Below are 14,895 nucleotides of genomic sequence, written 5' to 3'. Positions count from 1 at the left end.
CGGACACACGATCGTGACCCATCGGTTCGCCGAAGAACGACGACGCCCGGCCCGCCCTGGGGCGAGCCGGGCGTCGGTCGTCCGGTTCAGGCGTTCGAGGGGACCCTGGAGGTCTCCGCGGCACGCGGGGCGGAGCCGTCCGGGGATCCGGCGAGAACACCGTCGGCGGAGTCGTCGGAGAAGAGGTCCTCGGCCGCTGCGGCGGCGTACCGCTTCTCGTCGAGGATGCCCTCCCGCTTGGCCACGATGGTCGGCACCAGCGCCTGTCCGGCGACGTTCACGGCGGTGCGTCCCATGTCGAGGATCGGGTCGATCGCAAGCAGCAGTCCCACCCCGGCCAGCGGCAGGCCCAGGGTCGAGAGGGTGAGCGTCAACATGACCACCGCGCCGGTGAGCCCCGCGGTGGCGGCGGACCCGACGACTGAGACGAACGCGATCAGCAGGTAGTCGGTGAAGGACAGGTGGATCCCGAAGATCTCCGCGACGAAGATCGCCGAGATGGCCGGGTAGATCGAGGCGCAGCCGTCCATCTTGGTGGTGGAGCCCAGCGGTACGGCGAAGGAGGCGTACTCCCGCGGCACACCGAGGTTGCGCTCCACGACCCGCTCGGTCACCGGCATCGTGCCGACCGAGGACCGCGAGACGAAGGCCAACTGGATCGCCGGCCAGGCGCCGCGGAAGTAGCTGAGGATGTTCAGCCCGTTGGCCCGCAGCAGGACGGGGTAGACCACGAAGAGGACGACGGCGAGGCCGACGTAGACAGCCGCGGCAAACCAGGCGAGCGAGCCCAGCGAGGCCCAGCCGTAGGTCGCCACAGCGTTGCCGATCAGGCCGAGGGTGCCCAGCGGCGCGAGCCGGATGATCCACCAGAGCACCTTCTGGATGATCGACAGCGCCGAGCGGTTGAAGGCCAGGAACGGGTCGGCCTTGCTGCCCGACTTGAGGGCGGCGATGCCGATGGCCAGGGCGATCACCAGGATCTGCAGCACGTTGAAGCCGATGCTGGTCTCGGTGCTGAAGGTGCCATCAGCGCCCGGAGTCACGGTGGTGTCCGCGCTGATGCCGAGGAAGTTGGAGGGGATCAGACCGCTGAGGAAGTCGGTCCATGAACCGCTGGCACCCACCTCGGCGGCGTCGTCGATCGACACCCCGGCCCGGTTGCCCGGCTGGAAGAGCAGCCCCAGCCCGATCCCCACGACCACCGAGATCGCCGCGGTGATGGCGAACCAGATCAGCGTCTGCCCGGCCAGGCGGGCGGCGTTCGTGACGCTGCGCAGGTTGGCGATGGAGGCGATGATCGCGGTGAAGATGAGCGGCGGGACGACCGTCTTGAGCAGCGTCACGAAGGACGAGCCGATCGTCTCCAGGGTGGTGGTCAGCCAGTTCGGGTCTCCGGCGGTGGTCGGACCCATCCGGTTGGCCAGCCAGCCCAGCAGAACGCCGACCGCCAGGCCGAGCACGACCTGGGTGCTGAAGGACGGCAGGCGCAGCCGTCGGCGCGCAGCCGGCGTACCGGCGGGACCGGTCGCGGCCGGTGCCGCAGAGGAAGCTGAGGATGTCACGGGAGAACCTTTCGAGCGCGGGCGAAGCCGCTGGAAGAAGAGTGGCGGTGAGGCGACGTGTGCGCGCGAGAACGCCGGCCGAGCGTGTCGGGCCGTGCGGCGCCCCGCCGAGCGGGGCCTGGGCAGGCGGGCCCGTGAACGGACCGGCGTCAGCTGCGCAGAGGGGTCAGCGACACAGCGCGCTGGCGACCCGGACGAAGTCCACGGATCGCCGCACGGTGAGGAGGCACTCCACAGCGCTGACGGACATGATGGCGAGAACCTTAGAAGAGACTGAGGTGTTCCCCCGAATCAGCCCGATCCCGGGATTGAGAGGCAGATCACGGACCCGGCCGGTCGGAGCGCGGGACGATCTCCGCGACGACGTCGAGCCTGGTGCCGTCCCGGGCGGCGCGGGCCGAGGCCTGCGCGCTCACCTCGGCGAGGTACGCCGCCAGGTCGCCCTCCTCGGCGGCGTACGCGTCCAGCCAGGCCGACGCCCGGGCTGGCACCCGGTCGGGCTCCCCCGGCGTGGTCTCCAGCCGGCCGACCGCCGCGCGGATGCCTCGCAGCCGGGCCTGCTTGGCGGCCGCGAGCACCGTCATCGCACAGGACAGGGTGGGGTCGTGACGGTCCTCCATGGCACTGTCCGCCGCCGCCGGGTCGCCGTGGAAGTCGAAACGCCAGCGGCCGTGGACGTCCCCCGACTCCGCCCCCATCGGTCCCTCCATGCGCCCACTCTACGAGCGCACGGGACGCTGCGGCATGCTGCGGACATGGACTTCCAGGACGTCGTGGCCCGACGGAAGATGGTGCGCAACTACCGGACGGACCCGGTCGACCCGGCGGTCGTGGACCGGGCGCTGCGCAACGCCGTCCGTGCTCCCAACGCCGGGTTCAGCCAGGGCTGGGGGTTCCTGGTGCTCGACCAACCCACCGACGTACGGCGCTACTGGGAGGCGACCGCGGACGACATCGACCAGCCCGACGAGTGGCTGACCGGGATGATGCGAGCCCCCGTGATCGTGCTGCCGTGCAGCAGCAAGGCCGCCTACCTGGATCGCTACGCCCGGCCCGACAAGGGCTGGGGCGACCGCGACGAGGCGCGCTGGCCGATGCCGTTCTGGCACATGGACGCGGCGATGGCCACCCTGCTGATCCTCCAGACCGTGGTCGACGAGGGTCTCGGCGCGCTGTACTTCGGCATCCCGCCGCACTCGGACCGGGCGGTGCGCGACGCCTTCGGCATCCCCGACCACTACGACCCGATCGGCGCCGTCACCATCGGGCACCCCGCGGACGGCGGGGCGCAGGGCTCGCCCAGCCGCCGGCGGCGTACCCCGATGGAGGAGCTGGTGCACCGCGGACGGTGGTAGCTCGACCTCACCCGTACGGCACCCCCGACACCCCTGCCGTCGGCGGCTTCCGGACGGCGGATCGGCACGAAGCATGCGACCTGAGTGCGGGGTACCCATCCCGCCCGCAGCTGCGGCGCGGCGGGCGCGTAGGGCCGCGCTACGGTGAAGGGCATGCCCGAGAGCGAGGACCGTCCGGGCGGGCAGTCCGAGGTGCCACAGCGAGGGCCGGCCCGCGATGCGCGCACCGGCGGTGCGGCCGCGGCCAACCGGATCAATCAGCAGACCAAGTGGGTCGACCTGCAGGTCAAGCAGGCCATCGAGCGGGGCGAGTTCGACGACCTGCCGGGCGCGGGCAAGCCGATCACCGGGCTCGGCACGCAGCACGACGCCGATTGGTGGCTCAAACAGCTGGTCGAGCGCGAGCACATCACCGTGCTCCCGCTGAGCGTGCAGCTGCGCAAGGAGGACGCCGAGCTCGACGACCAGCTCGACCGGCTCGCCTCCGAGGACGAGGTCCGGCGTACCGTCGAGGAGTTCAACGCGCGCGTCATCGCAGCCCGCTACCGGCTCCCCGAGGGGCCGCCGCTGATCACCATGCCGCGCGACCTGGAGGAGAGCCTCACCGCCTGGCGGGTGCGCCGCGAGGAGCGTCGCCGCCACCAGGACCAGATGCGGCGACGACTCGCGGAGGAGGACCGACCTCGCCGTCGCGATCGATGGTTCCGCCGCCGCTGACCCGGTAGACCTGGGTCGACCTGCCCCGCCGAGCGGAGAGCGCCATCAGCGGCCTGTCAGGCACGTCACACCCCGGCGGTCAGCAGCACCGCCGCTGCTAGCGTCCCGCGCATGACGCACAAATCCGCGAAGGACTTCTTCGCGCCGCTCGCGGTCGGCGCGCCGACCCCGCTGCGCGAGATCCCGGCCCGGCCGAGCCGGGCCATCCACTTCTTCGACCCGAGCAACCCGAAGATGGTCGACAAGGTCCCGCAGATGGTGGGCACCGTCGACGTACTCCTGGGCAATCTGGAGGACGCCGTCAAGGCGGACAACAAGGTGGCCGCCCGTGAGGGCCTGGTGAAGATCGGCCAGGAGACCGCCGGTCTCGGCGGACAGAGCGGCCCCACCCAGTTGTGGACGCGGATCAACTCGCTCGACAGCCCGTGGGCGTTAGATGACCTCACCACCCTCATCCCCGCGATCGGCGACAAGCTCGACGTCGTGATGGTGCCCAAGGTGCAGGGCGCCGAGGACATCCACTACGTCGACAGGTTGCTCGCACAGCTCGAGGCGAAGGCGGGTCTGGAGCGCCCGATCCTGATCCACGCCATCCTGGAGACCGCCCGCGGCGTGGCCAACGTCGAGGAGATCTGTGGGGCCTCGCCGCGGATGCAGGGTCTCTCCCTCGGCCCGGCGGACCTGGCCGCCGACCGGAAGATGAAGACGACCCGGGTCGGTGGCGGCCACCCCGGCTACCTGGTCCGGCAGGATCCCGTCGACGGCCAGATCGACGGACCGCGCAGCGTGTTCCAGCAGGACCTGTGGCACTACACCATCGCCAAGATGGTCGACGCCTGCGCCACCCACGGCATCTACCCCTACTACGGGCCGTTCGGCGACATCACCGATGTGGTGGCCGCCGAGGACCAGTTCCGCAACGCCTTCCTGCTCGGCTGCGTCGGCACCTGGAGCCTGCATCCCAAGCAGATCGCGATCGCCAACAGGGTCTTCAGCCCGAGCGTCGAGGACGTCCGGCACGCACGCCGGGTCGCGGCCGCGATGGGTGACGGTACTGGCGCCGTGATGCTCGACGGCAAGATGGAGGACGACGCCTCACTCAAGCAGTGCCTGGTGATGGTGGAGCTGGCCGAGGAGCTCGCCGCCATCGACCCTGAGCTGAAGAAGGCCTACGACGCGATCACCCTCGAGGAGGCCCGATGAGCGCCGCGCCCGAGGAGTTCCGCCCCCGACGCTCGGTCCTCTACATGCCCGCCTCCAACGAGCGGGCCCTGGAGAAGGCGAAGGCCATCCCGGCCGACGGCCTCATCCTCGACCTCGAGGACGCCGTCGCCCCCGACGCCAAGCCCGCTGCCCGGGCCAACGCCGTCGCCGCCGTCACCAGCGGTGAGTACGGCGCCCGCGAGCTCACCATCCGGATCAACGGCGCCGACACCGAGTGGCACGCCGAGGACCTCGCCGCCGCGGCGAAGGCCGGCCCGGCCGGCGTGGTGGTGCCCAAGGTCAACAGCCCCGAGGCCGTGCGCTCCCTGGTCGAGTCACTGGAGCGTGCCGGCGCCCCCGAGCACACCAAGCTGTGGGCGATGATCGAGTCGCCCTACGCCATCCTCCATGCCGAGGAGATCGCCGCTGCCTCCGACCGGTTGACGGTCCTGGTGATCGGGACCAACGACCTGGTCAAGGAGCTTTACGCCGAGCACGTGCCCGGCCGCGCCCCGATCCAGGCCGGCCTGTCGCTGGCGATGCTCGCCGCCCGAGCCACCGGCAAGGTGATCCTCGACGGCGTCTACAACGACGTGAAGGATGCCGAGGGCTTCGCCGCCGAGTGCGAGCAGGGCCGCCGGTTCGGCTTCGACGGCAAGACCCTGATCCACCCCAGTCAGGTCGACGGAGCCAACACCGCCTTCGCACCCTCGGCCGAGGCGGTCGAGCACGCGCAGGGCCTGATCGCCGCCTTCGAGGCCGGGGACGGCAAGGGAGTGGTGACCTACCAGGGCAAGATGGTGGAGAACCTGCACGTCGAGTCGGCCCGGCGCACCCTCGCGATCAGCGAGGCGATCGCCGCCCTCGAATGATGTGAGTCTCCTCCGGCCGCCCCCGACCGCGCGTTTGGTCGGGGGCGGCCGCGCTTGTGCGCCGCTACGGTAGGAGCGTCCCGGCCACCGCGCCGTCGCCCCCAAGCCGGAGGAGCACGTGATGGAATCGATGTCCCTGACCAGCCTCGCCGCCGAGCACCTCGAAGGCGCCCGCTCCGCCTCCAGCGGACGCAGCGCCCACACCATCCACGGTGGCCACGACCACCCACTGCGCCAGACCGTGATCGCGCTGGCCGGCGGCCAGGGCCTCGACGAGCACGAGAGCCCGGGCGAGGCGACCCTCCAGGTGCTGACCGGCAGGGTCCGGCTCGACGCCGGTGAGGAGAGCGCCGAGCTCACTGCCGGCGAGTACGTCGTCATCCCACCTCGCCGGCACAGCCTGGCGGCGCTGGAGGATTCCGTCGTACTCCTCACCGTGGTCGCGTCCGGGGTCCGTTAGGGACGTCCCCGCCCGCCTCCACCGACGGCTCCCGCGGAGCGTCCTGGCGCGGGAGCGCTCGGTGGAGATCGGCGGCGGTCCGGCCGAGGAGGAGCGCGAGCAGCATCATCAACGGCACCGGCACGCTGCCACACACCGCCAGCCCCGCCATCGCGACCAGGAACCCGGCCTCCGAGGTCAGGATCAGCTCCATCCCGGTGCGCGCCACGGTGATGCCCAGCACGACGGCCAGCGGGAGGAGAGCCACGCACGACAGGATCGCCCACCCCACCTGGCCGGAGGTGGCGTGCCGCCCCCTCGCGAGGGCGCGGTTGAGGGCCAGGCAGAGACCGCCCGCCGCGAGCCCCGCTCCCAGGACCACGACCGAGACGATCCACCACGTGGTCCTGTCTCCGAGGAGCCCGAGAAGCAGGGCACCGATCGCGATCGCGACGCTGATCGCCAACCAGGCCCAGGTCAGCATCGCCCTGACCTCCGCCCGGCGAACGATTCCGTCGACATCGACAGTGGGCCGGGTCTCCGAGACCGGAGGTGACCCCGCGCCGCGTCTGACCGCCCCGAGCGACCCCTGCCCGCCCTGCCCCGACGCGGCTTGCTCACGCCTGGCCGCCCACCGGTCGGTCCAGCCGAGCGCGGCCCAGCGGCGCAGCCGACCCATCAGCCCGCCAGCCTCGGCCAGGTGGGCATGAACCGGACCTGGTTGGACAGGCCCTCGGCGCCGAGGGCCATCCCCAGTGTCAGCGTCCCGAGGGCCAGGCCGGAGGCGGCGAGAGCCGTGACGAAGATGGCGATCACCTCCGCCGGCACCGCCGGCGCGGCGACGACACTGGCCGCGCTGAGGGCTGCGACGACGGTGCCCGCGACGACATCGACCACGACCTGGATCACTCCCGCCCAGAACAGCGCGATGCCTCCGGCCACCCTCCGCAGCGCCATCGAGACGTCGCCCGACGTAGGCCCGAGCGCCTGCATCGCAGCCGCCTGTGCAGGTGCGGCGGTCGCATACACCGTGGCGGCGTGTCCCACCCAGGTGTCGTCGGCGAGCAATTCGTGCTGACCGTCGATGTGCTGCGCCTGCTCCACGGCACGGTCGCCGATCGCCGACTTCCACTCGCCGGCGCTCGTCCACAACGCCCGCGGGTCGCCAGGCGCGCGCAACGGCCCGTGGAACCAGGCGAAGAACTCCTCTACCTGACCCTTGGCCACCTCCCAGGCGGCCAGGAAGCCCCTCGCCAAGCCCTGGAGGAGATCGGGGATCCTCTCGACCAGCGCGGCCAGTCGGTGGCCGATCTCCTCGATCTCGGTGCGGACGCGGGCGAGCAGGTCGACGACCCGCTGCCAGATCTCCGAAGCGGACTGATCCTCCATCGATGTCACTCCTCTCAGCCGGCCAGCGGTCGCCACTGCTCGTGCATCCGCTCACGCACGGCGCCGTCGGTGGTCTCGTAGGTGGCCCGGACCGCCCGCAGCGCGGTGGCGGCGTCCTCGGTCGCGCGCACGCCGTCGGCGAGGTGGTCATCGAGTCGATCGAGGAGATCCTGGTAGGCGCCGGCGGGGCTCGCCCCGGCGAAGGAGAACTCCGCGGTGGGCAGTGCCAGCCCGGCGAGCACGTGACGCATCCGGGTGAGCGCCGCAGCGGTCTCCTCCCAGCGGACGGCGTCGCGACTGAGCGCGTCGAGGGAGACGGCGAGGGTCATCGTGCTCCCCCCTCGGCGAGGGTGCCGATCAGTGCGGTCGGATCGTGCACCAGCCTGCGCAGTCGGCCGAGGCCGGAGGCCTCGGTGATCTCCGCGGCCGGATCGCCGACCTGCTCCTGTGCCTCGTGGACGGCAGCGGTGATCTCGCCGCCGAGCATCCTCGCCGGCACGCCGGCGAGCCTGCTCTCCGCGAGCTCGAGAGCGGCCAGCGCACCGGTCGCCGTCAGCCGGGCCGTCGCGATCCCCGCCGGTCCCCGGCCCAGCACCGCCGCCGTCTGCTGCCGCTGTGCGAGGGCGAGTGCCTCGGTCAGGCAGGCGTCCAACTCCTCGAGCAGTGCGCCCATCCCCGCCATCACCGGGCCGGGGTCGATGGCGGCGAGGTCGGCCACGCCCGCGACCGGTGCGGTGGGCGGAGCGCCGCCGATGGGGGCGGGCCGCGGGCGGCGTACGCCGTCACTCTCGGCGAAGGCGGTGAGATAGGCGCGCATCCGCTCCCCCGCCGCCATCGCATGGGTCGCCACCACGACGCCGCCGAGCTCGGCACCGGTGTGGTGGCGCACCCAGTCCGGGCCCAGCTCGATCCTGTCCACCCGGCCGTCGGCCGCGAGCCGGACCACGACCGTGGCGGTGGGGTCGGTCGCGCGGATCGGACCGGTGCGACGCAGCGCCTCCTCGAATCGCTGCTGGTCCACGTCGAGCGACTCCCGCAGAGTCGCGATGGCATCGATGTCGTTCATGGCTACCCCGAGTCGGTTGGGACGGAACACCGGGTGGTTCCGCCGACTGGCCACCCAGGCTGCCCTCCGGGACAGCCACCCGGAACCGCCTCCGAGCAATCTGTGGACAACCGCGGGGAGAGACGCCGACCGGCCCCTTGTCCTCCGACTACACACGCGTATAGCTTGTTGTACGTGCGTACAGCGCAAGCCGATCTCACCACCACCGCGCGGATCCGTTGGGCGGCGATCGAGCTCTTCGGAGACGAGGGGTTCGGGGTCGGGCTGCGCACCATCGCCGAACGGGCCGGGGTGTCCCTGGGCCTGATCCGGCACCACTTCGGCTCCAAACAGGAGCTCCGAGAGGCCTGCGACCAGTACGTCCTCGACGAGCTCGAGCGCCTGCAGAAGGCCAAGGTCGACACGGGGGATCCGGTCGGTCAGATGTTCTCGAACATCCGCAACGCGGAGGCCATCACCCCGCTGATCGGCTACTTCGTGCGCGGCCTGCGCAGCGGCGGCGACCTCGCCCACACGTTCCTGGAGCGGATGATCACCGACGCCGAGACGGCCCTGGAGAAGGGCGAGGCGCAGGGGCTGATCAAGCCCTCGGTCGACTCCTCGGCCCGGGCCCGCTGGCTCGTCCTCGCCTCGATCGGGGGACTCCTGCTGGAGTACTCGCTGGCTCCCGACGGCGAGGACCCCCAGGTCACCTGGGCGCGGTACGCCGACCGCTCCACCGTGCCCGGCCTGGAGCTCTACACCCAGGGGCTGCTCACCAGCCGCGACATGCTCGACGCCTATCTCGACTATCTGAAGGACCCGCCGGGCCGGGAGCGCGCCTGACCGCAACCTCCCACCCTGTCCCGCCGCCTGGAGGAATCGCCATGACCAACAACTCCGAGGAGGCCCCGGTCATCGAGATCCGGGGCCTCACCAAGACCTTCGGCCCGGTCCGCGCACTCGACGACTTCGAGATGACCGTGTCGCCGGGCGAGATCGCCGCGTTCCTCGGCCCCAACGGGGCCGGCAAGTCCACCACCATCCGGGTGCTGCTCGGGCTGCTGCGCGCCGACGCCGGCGAGGTCCGATTGCTCGGCGGGGACCCGTGGCGCGACGCCGTCGCCCTGCATCGCCGTCTGGTCTACGTGCCGGGCGACGTCAGCCTCTGGCCCGGCCTCACCGGCGGTGAGGCGATCGACGTGCTGCACCGCCTCCACGGCCAGATCGACGTCCCCCGCCGTGACGAACTGATCGAGCGCTTCGAGCTCGACCCGTCCAAGAAGGCGCGCACCTACTCCAAGGGCAACCGGCAGAAGGTGGCCCTGGTGGCCGCGCTCTCGGCCGACGTCGAGCTGTACGTGCTCGACGAGCCGACCTCCGGCCTGGACCCGCTGATGGAGGTGGTCTTCCAGGACTGCATCCGCGAGCTGCGCGCACGGGGCCGCACCGTGCTGCTCTCCAGCCACATCCTCGCGGAGGTCGAGAAGCTCGCCGACACCGTCACGATCATCCGCTCCGGCGTCGCGGTGCAGTCCGGGCGGCTGGACGATCTACGCCACCTCACCCGCAACCGGGTGATCGCCACGACCCTGCAGGACGCCTCCGGTCTCGCCGGGATCGCCGGCGTCCACGACTTCGAGATCAGCGAGAACCAGGTGAGCTTCGCGCTCGACAGTGAGCACACCGGCACGGTGATGAAGGCGCTCGCCGAGCTCGACCTGGTCCGGGTGACCAGCAACCCGCCCTCGCTCGAGGAGATGTTCCTTCGTCAGTACGCCGGGGCGGAGACGGCGCGATGAACACCACGTCCACCTCCGTCCGCGGGACGCCGCCGGTCTCGCAGCGGCGTATCCGCGAGGACGGCGGCGCACACCCGTACGCCGGGTACGCCGCGCTGCTGCGCCTCGCGCTGCGCCGGGACCGGATCCGCCTGCCCGCGTGGGTGCTGGGGATCGGCCTGATGACCGGCTACTTCGCGAACGCGATCCAGGTCGCCTACCCCGAGGAGTCGGACCTCGAGGCCATCACCGGCTTCATGGAGGCGCCTGCCGGGCTGGTGATGAGCGGCCCGGGGTACGGCGTGGAGGACCCGAGCTATCCGATCGTGTTCGCGATGATCTACGCGGTGTGGCTGATGCTGGCCGCCGCGTTCCTGAACATCCTGCTGGTCGGACGGCACACCCGGGCCGAGGAGGAGGCGGGGCGCCTGGAGCTCGTCCGGGCCAACGTGGTGGGCCGACACGCGCCGCTGGCGGTGGCGGCGACGCTGGCGATCGGCGCGAACCTCGCCCTCTTCCTGCTCTCCTGGGTGCTCCTCTCCGCGGCCGGCTACCCGTCGGCGGGGTCGGCGCTGATGGGCGCCTCGATCGCCATGGTGGGGCTCGTCTTCGCGGGCCTGGCCGCGGTGATCAACCAGCTCACCGAGCACAGCCGATCCGCGACGGGGGCGGCGTCGTTGATGGTGGCGCTGGCGATGGTGATCCGGGGTGCCGGCGACGACTCGATCGCCGGAGCGATGGGCGACCTGTCCAACCAGTTGGTGATCGATGCGATGGGCGGCGACGCGGACAATCTGGTCGACGGCTATCTGGGCACCTGCGCGATGTTCAACGCGTTCATGGTCGCCTGCTACGCCCTCACCGCAGCCCATCGGCTCACCCGCGAGGAGGCCGCCGGTCGCACCGAGGTGATGCTGGCCGGATCGGTGGCACGGGTGCGGTGGATGGGCGCCGCCCTGCTCACCACGCTGCTCGCGACCACGACCGCCCTGCTCGGCGCGGGCCTGGGGATGGGGCTGGGCGCGGCCGCGGTCACCGGGGAGTGGTCCTACCTCGGCTCGATGCTCGGGGCACACCTGGTCTTTCTGCCGGCGATCGCGGTCGTGCTCGCCGTCGCCGCGGCGGGGTACGCCGTCCGACCGAGCTGGCTCAATCTCGCCTGGGTGGTCGCCGTCTACGGCATGGTCATCGGATTCCTCGGGTCGATGCTCGACCTGCCCGACTGGACCACCGATCTCTCTCCGTTCGGCAGCATCGCCCTCGTGCCCTTGGAGGAGCAGTCGGCGACGCCGCTGGTGGTGCTGGTGATCGTGGCCGTGGTCGTGGTGGTCGCGGCGCTGGTCCGGTTCCGCCGTCGCGATCTGGTCACCGGTTGAGACCGGGCGCCGGCCGCGGGACCGGATGAACGAACTGTGGAGTACGCACTACCCTGCCGTCATGGCCACCTCTGACCCCGTCGAACGGGTACGCGACGCCGAGCGCACCCGGCGCGACCTGCTCGAGGTGGCGACCGAGGTGTTCGCCGAGCGGGGGTACGCCGGCGCCCGGGTCGACGAGATCGCCGAACGCACCCGCACCACCAAGCGGATGATCTATTACTACTTCGGCGGCAAGGAGCAGCTCTACCTCGCCGTCCTGGAGTCGGCCTACCGGCGGATCCGAGAGGTGGAGCAACGGATCGAGGCCGACGATCTCGAGCCGCTGGACGCCGTCCGCCGGATCGCGGAGCTCACCTTCGACCACCACCACGACAACCCGGCCTTCATCCGGCTGGTGTCCTCGGAGAACATCCAGCGAGGCGAGAACCTGCGTCGAGTGGAGTCCCTGCGAGACCTGGGCGCTCCGGCGACCGAGATGCTCGACCGCACCCTCGCTCGAGGTCGGGAGTCGGGTCAGATCCGCGAGGACGTGGACGCGCTCGACGTACACATGCTGATCAGCGCCTACTGCGTCTTCCAGGTCGCGAACCGGTCGACCTTCGACTTCCTCTTCGACCGCGACATGACCGCACCCGACGTGCGCACCCGCCACCGCCGGATCCTCGGCGACGTCGTCGTCGGTTGGCTCGCCACCCGCTGACCGACCCGCGGGCAAAATCGCGACCGGCGTCACCCTCATCGGGTTGACGGATGGTCGCGTCCTGTGATGCCCTTCACTGCGAACGTACCAGTTCGTTCATTAGGAGAAGCCAGCATGACACCCGCCCGTTCCTACCTCGTCGGACTGATCGGCGCCGGCGTCGGCCCGTCACTGACCCCCGCGATGCACATGCGCGAAGCCCGACACCACGGGCTGGACTACGTCTACCGGACCCTCGACATCTCCGAGCTGGGCTACTCCCCCGACCGGGTCGGCGAGCTGCTGCACACCGCACGCGCACTCGGGTACGACGCCTTCAACATCACCCATCCCGGCAAGCAGCTGGTCATCGAGCACCTCGACCGGCTCGACGCCACCGCCGCCCGGTTGGGCGCGGTGAACACCGTGGTCTTCGAGGACGGTGAATCGGTGGGCTACAACACCGACACCACCGGGTTCGCCCGCGCCCTGCGTACCGGCCTCCCCGATGTCCCCACCCGCCGGGTGGTCCAGCTCGGCGCCGGTGGCGCCGGCACCGCGGTCAGCGACGCGCTGCTCAGCCACGGGGTCGAGCACCTCACCCTGGTCGACCTCGACACCGTCCGCAGCGAACGGCTCGCGGCCGAGCTCGCCGAACGGTTCCCGAACAGCGTCGTCGAGGCCAGCCACCCCGACAAGGTGGAGACCCTCCTCACCCTGAGCGACGGCGTGGTCAACTGCACCCCCATGGGCATGGTCGAACACCCCGGCCTCCCGCTGGACGCCGGCCTGCTGCGCGCCGACCTGTGGGTCGCCGACATCGTCTACTTCCCCTTCGAGACCGCGCTGCTCCGCGCGGCCGCGGACGCCGGCGCTCGCACCCTGCACGGCGGCCACATGGCTGCCTACCAGGCCGCGGACGCGTTCGGTCACATCACCGGCCTCGAGGCGGACCCCGAGCGGGTCCTCTCCCACCTGCGCGAACTCACGGCCGCTCGCTGAGCGGTCCCATCCGGGGCGGCCCGCCACCCCGACCCGATGGGACGACCCTGCCCGTCCCCGTCATCCGAGCTCATCCCACCCAGGAGGACCCATGTCGGGATCCACCCCCACCTCAGCCCCCAGCCGGGACGCCCGGCGTACGCCGGTCCGCGCCGCGGTGGCCAGCTTCATGGGCAGCGCCGTGGAGTACTACGACTTCTTCATCTTCGGGTCGGCTGCGGCGCTGATCTTCCCGCACGTGTTCTTCCCGGACGACAACGCCTCGGCGCTGGTGATGTCCTTCGCCACCTTCGGGTTCGCCTACATCGCCCGCCCGATCGGCGCCTTCTTCGTGGGCCACTTCGGCGACCGGATCGGCCGTCAACGGGTCCTGATGGCCACGCTGCTCATGATGGGCTTCTCCACCTTCGTGATCGGCTGCCTCCCCACCTACGACACGATCGGCTGGCTCGCCCCGGTGCTGCTGGTGTTCTGCCGGCTGCTGCAGGGGCTCTCCGCGGCCGGCGAGCAGGCCGGCGCCAGTTCGCTCACCCTCGAGCACGCACCCGACGACCGCCGGGCCTTCTTCACCTCCTGGACGCTCACCGGCACCCAGGGCGGTCAGATCCTGGCCGCGCTCATCTTCATCCCCGTCGTCGCCCTGCCCGACGAGATCAAGTACAGCTACGGCTGGCGGATCCCCTTCTGGTGCAGCGCGCTGGTGGTCATCGTGGCCTACTTCATCCGTCGTGGCCTGCACGAGACCCCCGAGTTCGAGGACGCCAAGGCGAACAACGAGATCGCCAAGCTCCCGCTCGCGATCCTGATGCGCGACCACTGGGCCGACGTGCTCCGCGTGATCTTCTGCGCCTCGATCGCCGCGATCTCCACCGTCTTCGGCAACCTCGCCCTGGCCTACGGCGAGGAGGTCGACCTCGACAGCGGCATCACCCTGTGGCTGGTGGTCGCAGCCAACTTCGTCGCGCTGTTCTCCCAGCCGCTCTTCGGGATCCTGGCCGATCGGATCGGTCGCAAGCCGGTCTTCATCTACGGCGCACTGTCCAGCGCGGTGCTGATGCCCTTCTACATGCTCTCGATGAGCGGCGAGAACGTCGTGGTCATCTTCGTCCTCGCGGTGCTGACCTTCGCCGGCGGGTACGCCGCGGCGAACGCGGTCTGGCCATGCTTCTACGGGGAGATGTTCGACACCAGGGTGCGCTTCTCCGGCATGGCGATCGGCACCCAGATCGGCTTCCTGCTGGCCGGCTTCGCGCCGTCCATCGTCACCGCGCTCGGCGGGGTACAGGAGGGGGGCTGGGTGGTCATCTCCGGCTTCACCGCGGTGGTCGCCCTGATCGCCACCGTGTCGGCCCTCACCGCCCGCGAGACCAAGGACGTCCCCACGGCCGACCTCGGCCACCGGCCCTCTCCCGACCGCGAGTCGGAGCTGGTCTCGGGGTGAGACCACGGGGCGGACCCCTTGCCCCTTCGGC

17 protein-coding genes are annotated in these 14,895 nt (G+C 71.1%); 11 read left to right on the top strand and 6 right to left on the bottom strand.

The features are described 5' to 3' along the window. Positions 1 to 86: 86 nt before the first annotated feature. Together G515_RS19485 and G515_RS19480 are read right to left on the bottom strand one after the other, a co-directional pair. Entirely contained in the window at positions 87 to 1,562 is a 1,476-nt protein-coding gene (locus tag G515_RS19485) for a dicarboxylate/amino acid:cation symporter (RefSeq protein ID WP_084653098.1), read from the bottom strand. Between the two features lie 320 nt (positions 1,563 to 1,882). Further along, on the bottom strand, positions 1,883 to 2,272 hold the full coding sequence (locus tag G515_RS19480) for a hypothetical protein (RefSeq protein WP_157571001.1): 390 nt from the start codon (positions 2,270 to 2,272) through the stop codon (positions 1,883 to 1,885). A gap of 45 nt (positions 2,273 to 2,317) precedes the next feature. On the opposite strand from G515_RS19480, the gene G515_RS0104405 reads away from it, so the two are divergent. The 5 genes from G515_RS0104405 (at position 2,318) to G515_RS0104385 (ending at position 6,169) form a co-directional block, all read left to right on the top strand. Then, positions 2,318 to 2,917 (top strand): nitroreductase family protein, encoded by a 600-nt coding sequence (locus G515_RS0104405; RefSeq protein ID WP_028659178.1) that lies wholly within the window; start codon positions 2,318 to 2,320, stop codon positions 2,915 to 2,917. Positions 2,918 to 3,070: 153 nt separating this feature from the next. Then, a complete protein-coding gene (locus G515_RS0104400; protein ID WP_028659177.1) occupies positions 3,071 to 3,634 on the top strand; it encodes a DnaJ family domain-containing protein in 564 nt (187 codons plus the stop codon). A 111-nt stretch (positions 3,635 to 3,745) separates the two neighbouring features. Further along, positions 3,746 to 4,837 (top strand): HpcH/HpaI aldolase/citrate lyase family protein, encoded by a 1,092-nt coding sequence (locus tag G515_RS0104395; RefSeq protein WP_028659176.1) that lies wholly within the window; start codon positions 3,746 to 3,748, stop codon positions 4,835 to 4,837. Further along, positions 4,834 to 5,709: an HpcH/HpaI aldolase/citrate lyase family protein gene (locus G515_RS0104390; protein WP_028659175.1), complete on the top strand. Its 876-nt coding sequence runs from the start codon at positions 4,834 to 4,836 to the stop codon at positions 5,707 to 5,709. Before G515_RS0104395 ends, G515_RS0104390 begins: the two co-directional genes overlap by 4 nt. 121 nt (positions 5,710 to 5,830) lie before the next feature. Beyond that, the gene (locus G515_RS0104385) at positions 5,831 to 6,169 is read left to right on the top strand and encodes a cupin domain-containing protein (RefSeq protein ID WP_028659174.1); all 339 of its coding nucleotides are present in this window, start codon (positions 5,831 to 5,833) and stop codon (positions 6,167 to 6,169) included. On the opposite strand, the gene G515_RS0104380 is transcribed toward G515_RS0104385, so the two are convergent. The 4 genes from G515_RS0104380 to G515_RS0104365 form a co-directional block, all read right to left on the bottom strand. Further along, positions 6,141 to 6,632 (bottom strand): hypothetical protein, encoded by a 492-nt coding sequence (locus tag G515_RS0104380; RefSeq protein ID WP_157571000.1) that lies wholly within the window; start codon positions 6,630 to 6,632, stop codon positions 6,141 to 6,143. The genes G515_RS0104385 and G515_RS0104380 overlap by 29 nt on opposite strands. 194 nt (positions 6,633 to 6,826) lie before the next feature. Further along, positions 6,827 to 7,537, bottom strand: coding sequence for a hypothetical protein (locus G515_RS0104375; RefSeq protein ID WP_028659172.1), 711 nt, complete (start codon positions 7,535 to 7,537; stop codon positions 6,827 to 6,829). A gap of 14 nt (positions 7,538 to 7,551) precedes the next feature. Further along, complete coding sequence (locus G515_RS0104370; RefSeq protein WP_028659171.1) at positions 7,552 to 7,866, bottom strand: hypothetical protein; 315 nt, start codon at positions 7,864 to 7,866, stop codon at positions 7,552 to 7,554. Beyond that, positions 7,863 to 8,603 (bottom strand): hypothetical protein, encoded by a 741-nt coding sequence (locus G515_RS0104365; RefSeq protein ID WP_028659170.1) that lies wholly within the window; start codon positions 8,601 to 8,603, stop codon positions 7,863 to 7,865. Before G515_RS0104365 ends, G515_RS0104370 begins: the two co-directional genes overlap by 4 nt. Before the next feature lie 174 nt (positions 8,604 to 8,777). Between G515_RS0104365 and G515_RS23730 the strand changes: the two genes are divergently transcribed. The 6 genes from G515_RS23730 (at position 8,778) to G515_RS0104335 (ending at position 14,864) form a co-directional block, all read left to right on the top strand. After that, a complete protein-coding gene (locus G515_RS23730; protein WP_051217873.1) occupies positions 8,778 to 9,428 on the top strand; it encodes a TetR/AcrR family transcriptional regulator in 651 nt (216 codons plus the stop codon). Positions 9,429 to 9,469: 41 nt separating this feature from the next. After that, a complete protein-coding gene (locus tag G515_RS0104355) occupies positions 9,470 to 10,384 on the top strand; it encodes an ABC transporter ATP-binding protein (protein WP_028659168.1) in 915 nt (304 codons plus the stop codon). Further along, on the top strand, positions 10,381 to 11,739 hold the full coding sequence (locus G515_RS22480; RefSeq protein WP_051217872.1) for a hypothetical protein: 1,359 nt from the start codon (positions 10,381 to 10,383) through the stop codon (positions 11,737 to 11,739). Before G515_RS0104355 ends, G515_RS22480 begins: the two co-directional genes overlap by 4 nt. A gap of 61 nt (positions 11,740 to 11,800) precedes the next feature. After that, positions 11,801 to 12,442 carry a TetR/AcrR family transcriptional regulator gene (locus G515_RS0104345; RefSeq protein ID WP_028659166.1) on the top strand — a complete coding sequence of 214 codons (642 nt, stop codon included), beginning with the start codon at positions 11,801 to 11,803 and terminating at the stop codon, positions 12,440 to 12,442. A 114-nt stretch (positions 12,443 to 12,556) separates the two neighbouring features. Continuing rightward, the gene (locus G515_RS0104340; RefSeq protein ID WP_028659165.1) at positions 12,557 to 13,423 is read left to right on the top strand and encodes a shikimate dehydrogenase; all 867 of its coding nucleotides are present in this window, start codon (positions 12,557 to 12,559) and stop codon (positions 13,421 to 13,423) included. A 91-nt stretch (positions 13,424 to 13,514) separates the two neighbouring features. After that, entirely contained in the window at positions 13,515 to 14,864 is a 1,350-nt protein-coding gene (locus tag G515_RS0104335) for an MFS transporter (protein WP_028659164.1), read from the top strand. Positions 14,865 to 14,895 lie beyond the last annotated feature (31 nt).

It is taken from the genome of Nocardioides insulae DSM 17944, from assembly GCF_000422825.1.
Taxonomy (GTDB): domain Bacteria; phylum Actinomycetota; class Actinomycetes; order Propionibacteriales; family Nocardioidaceae; genus Nocardioides; species Nocardioides insulae.
The sequence above is the reverse complement of the archived record's forward strand: the minus strand, read 5'-3'. Positions and strand labels throughout refer to the sequence as shown.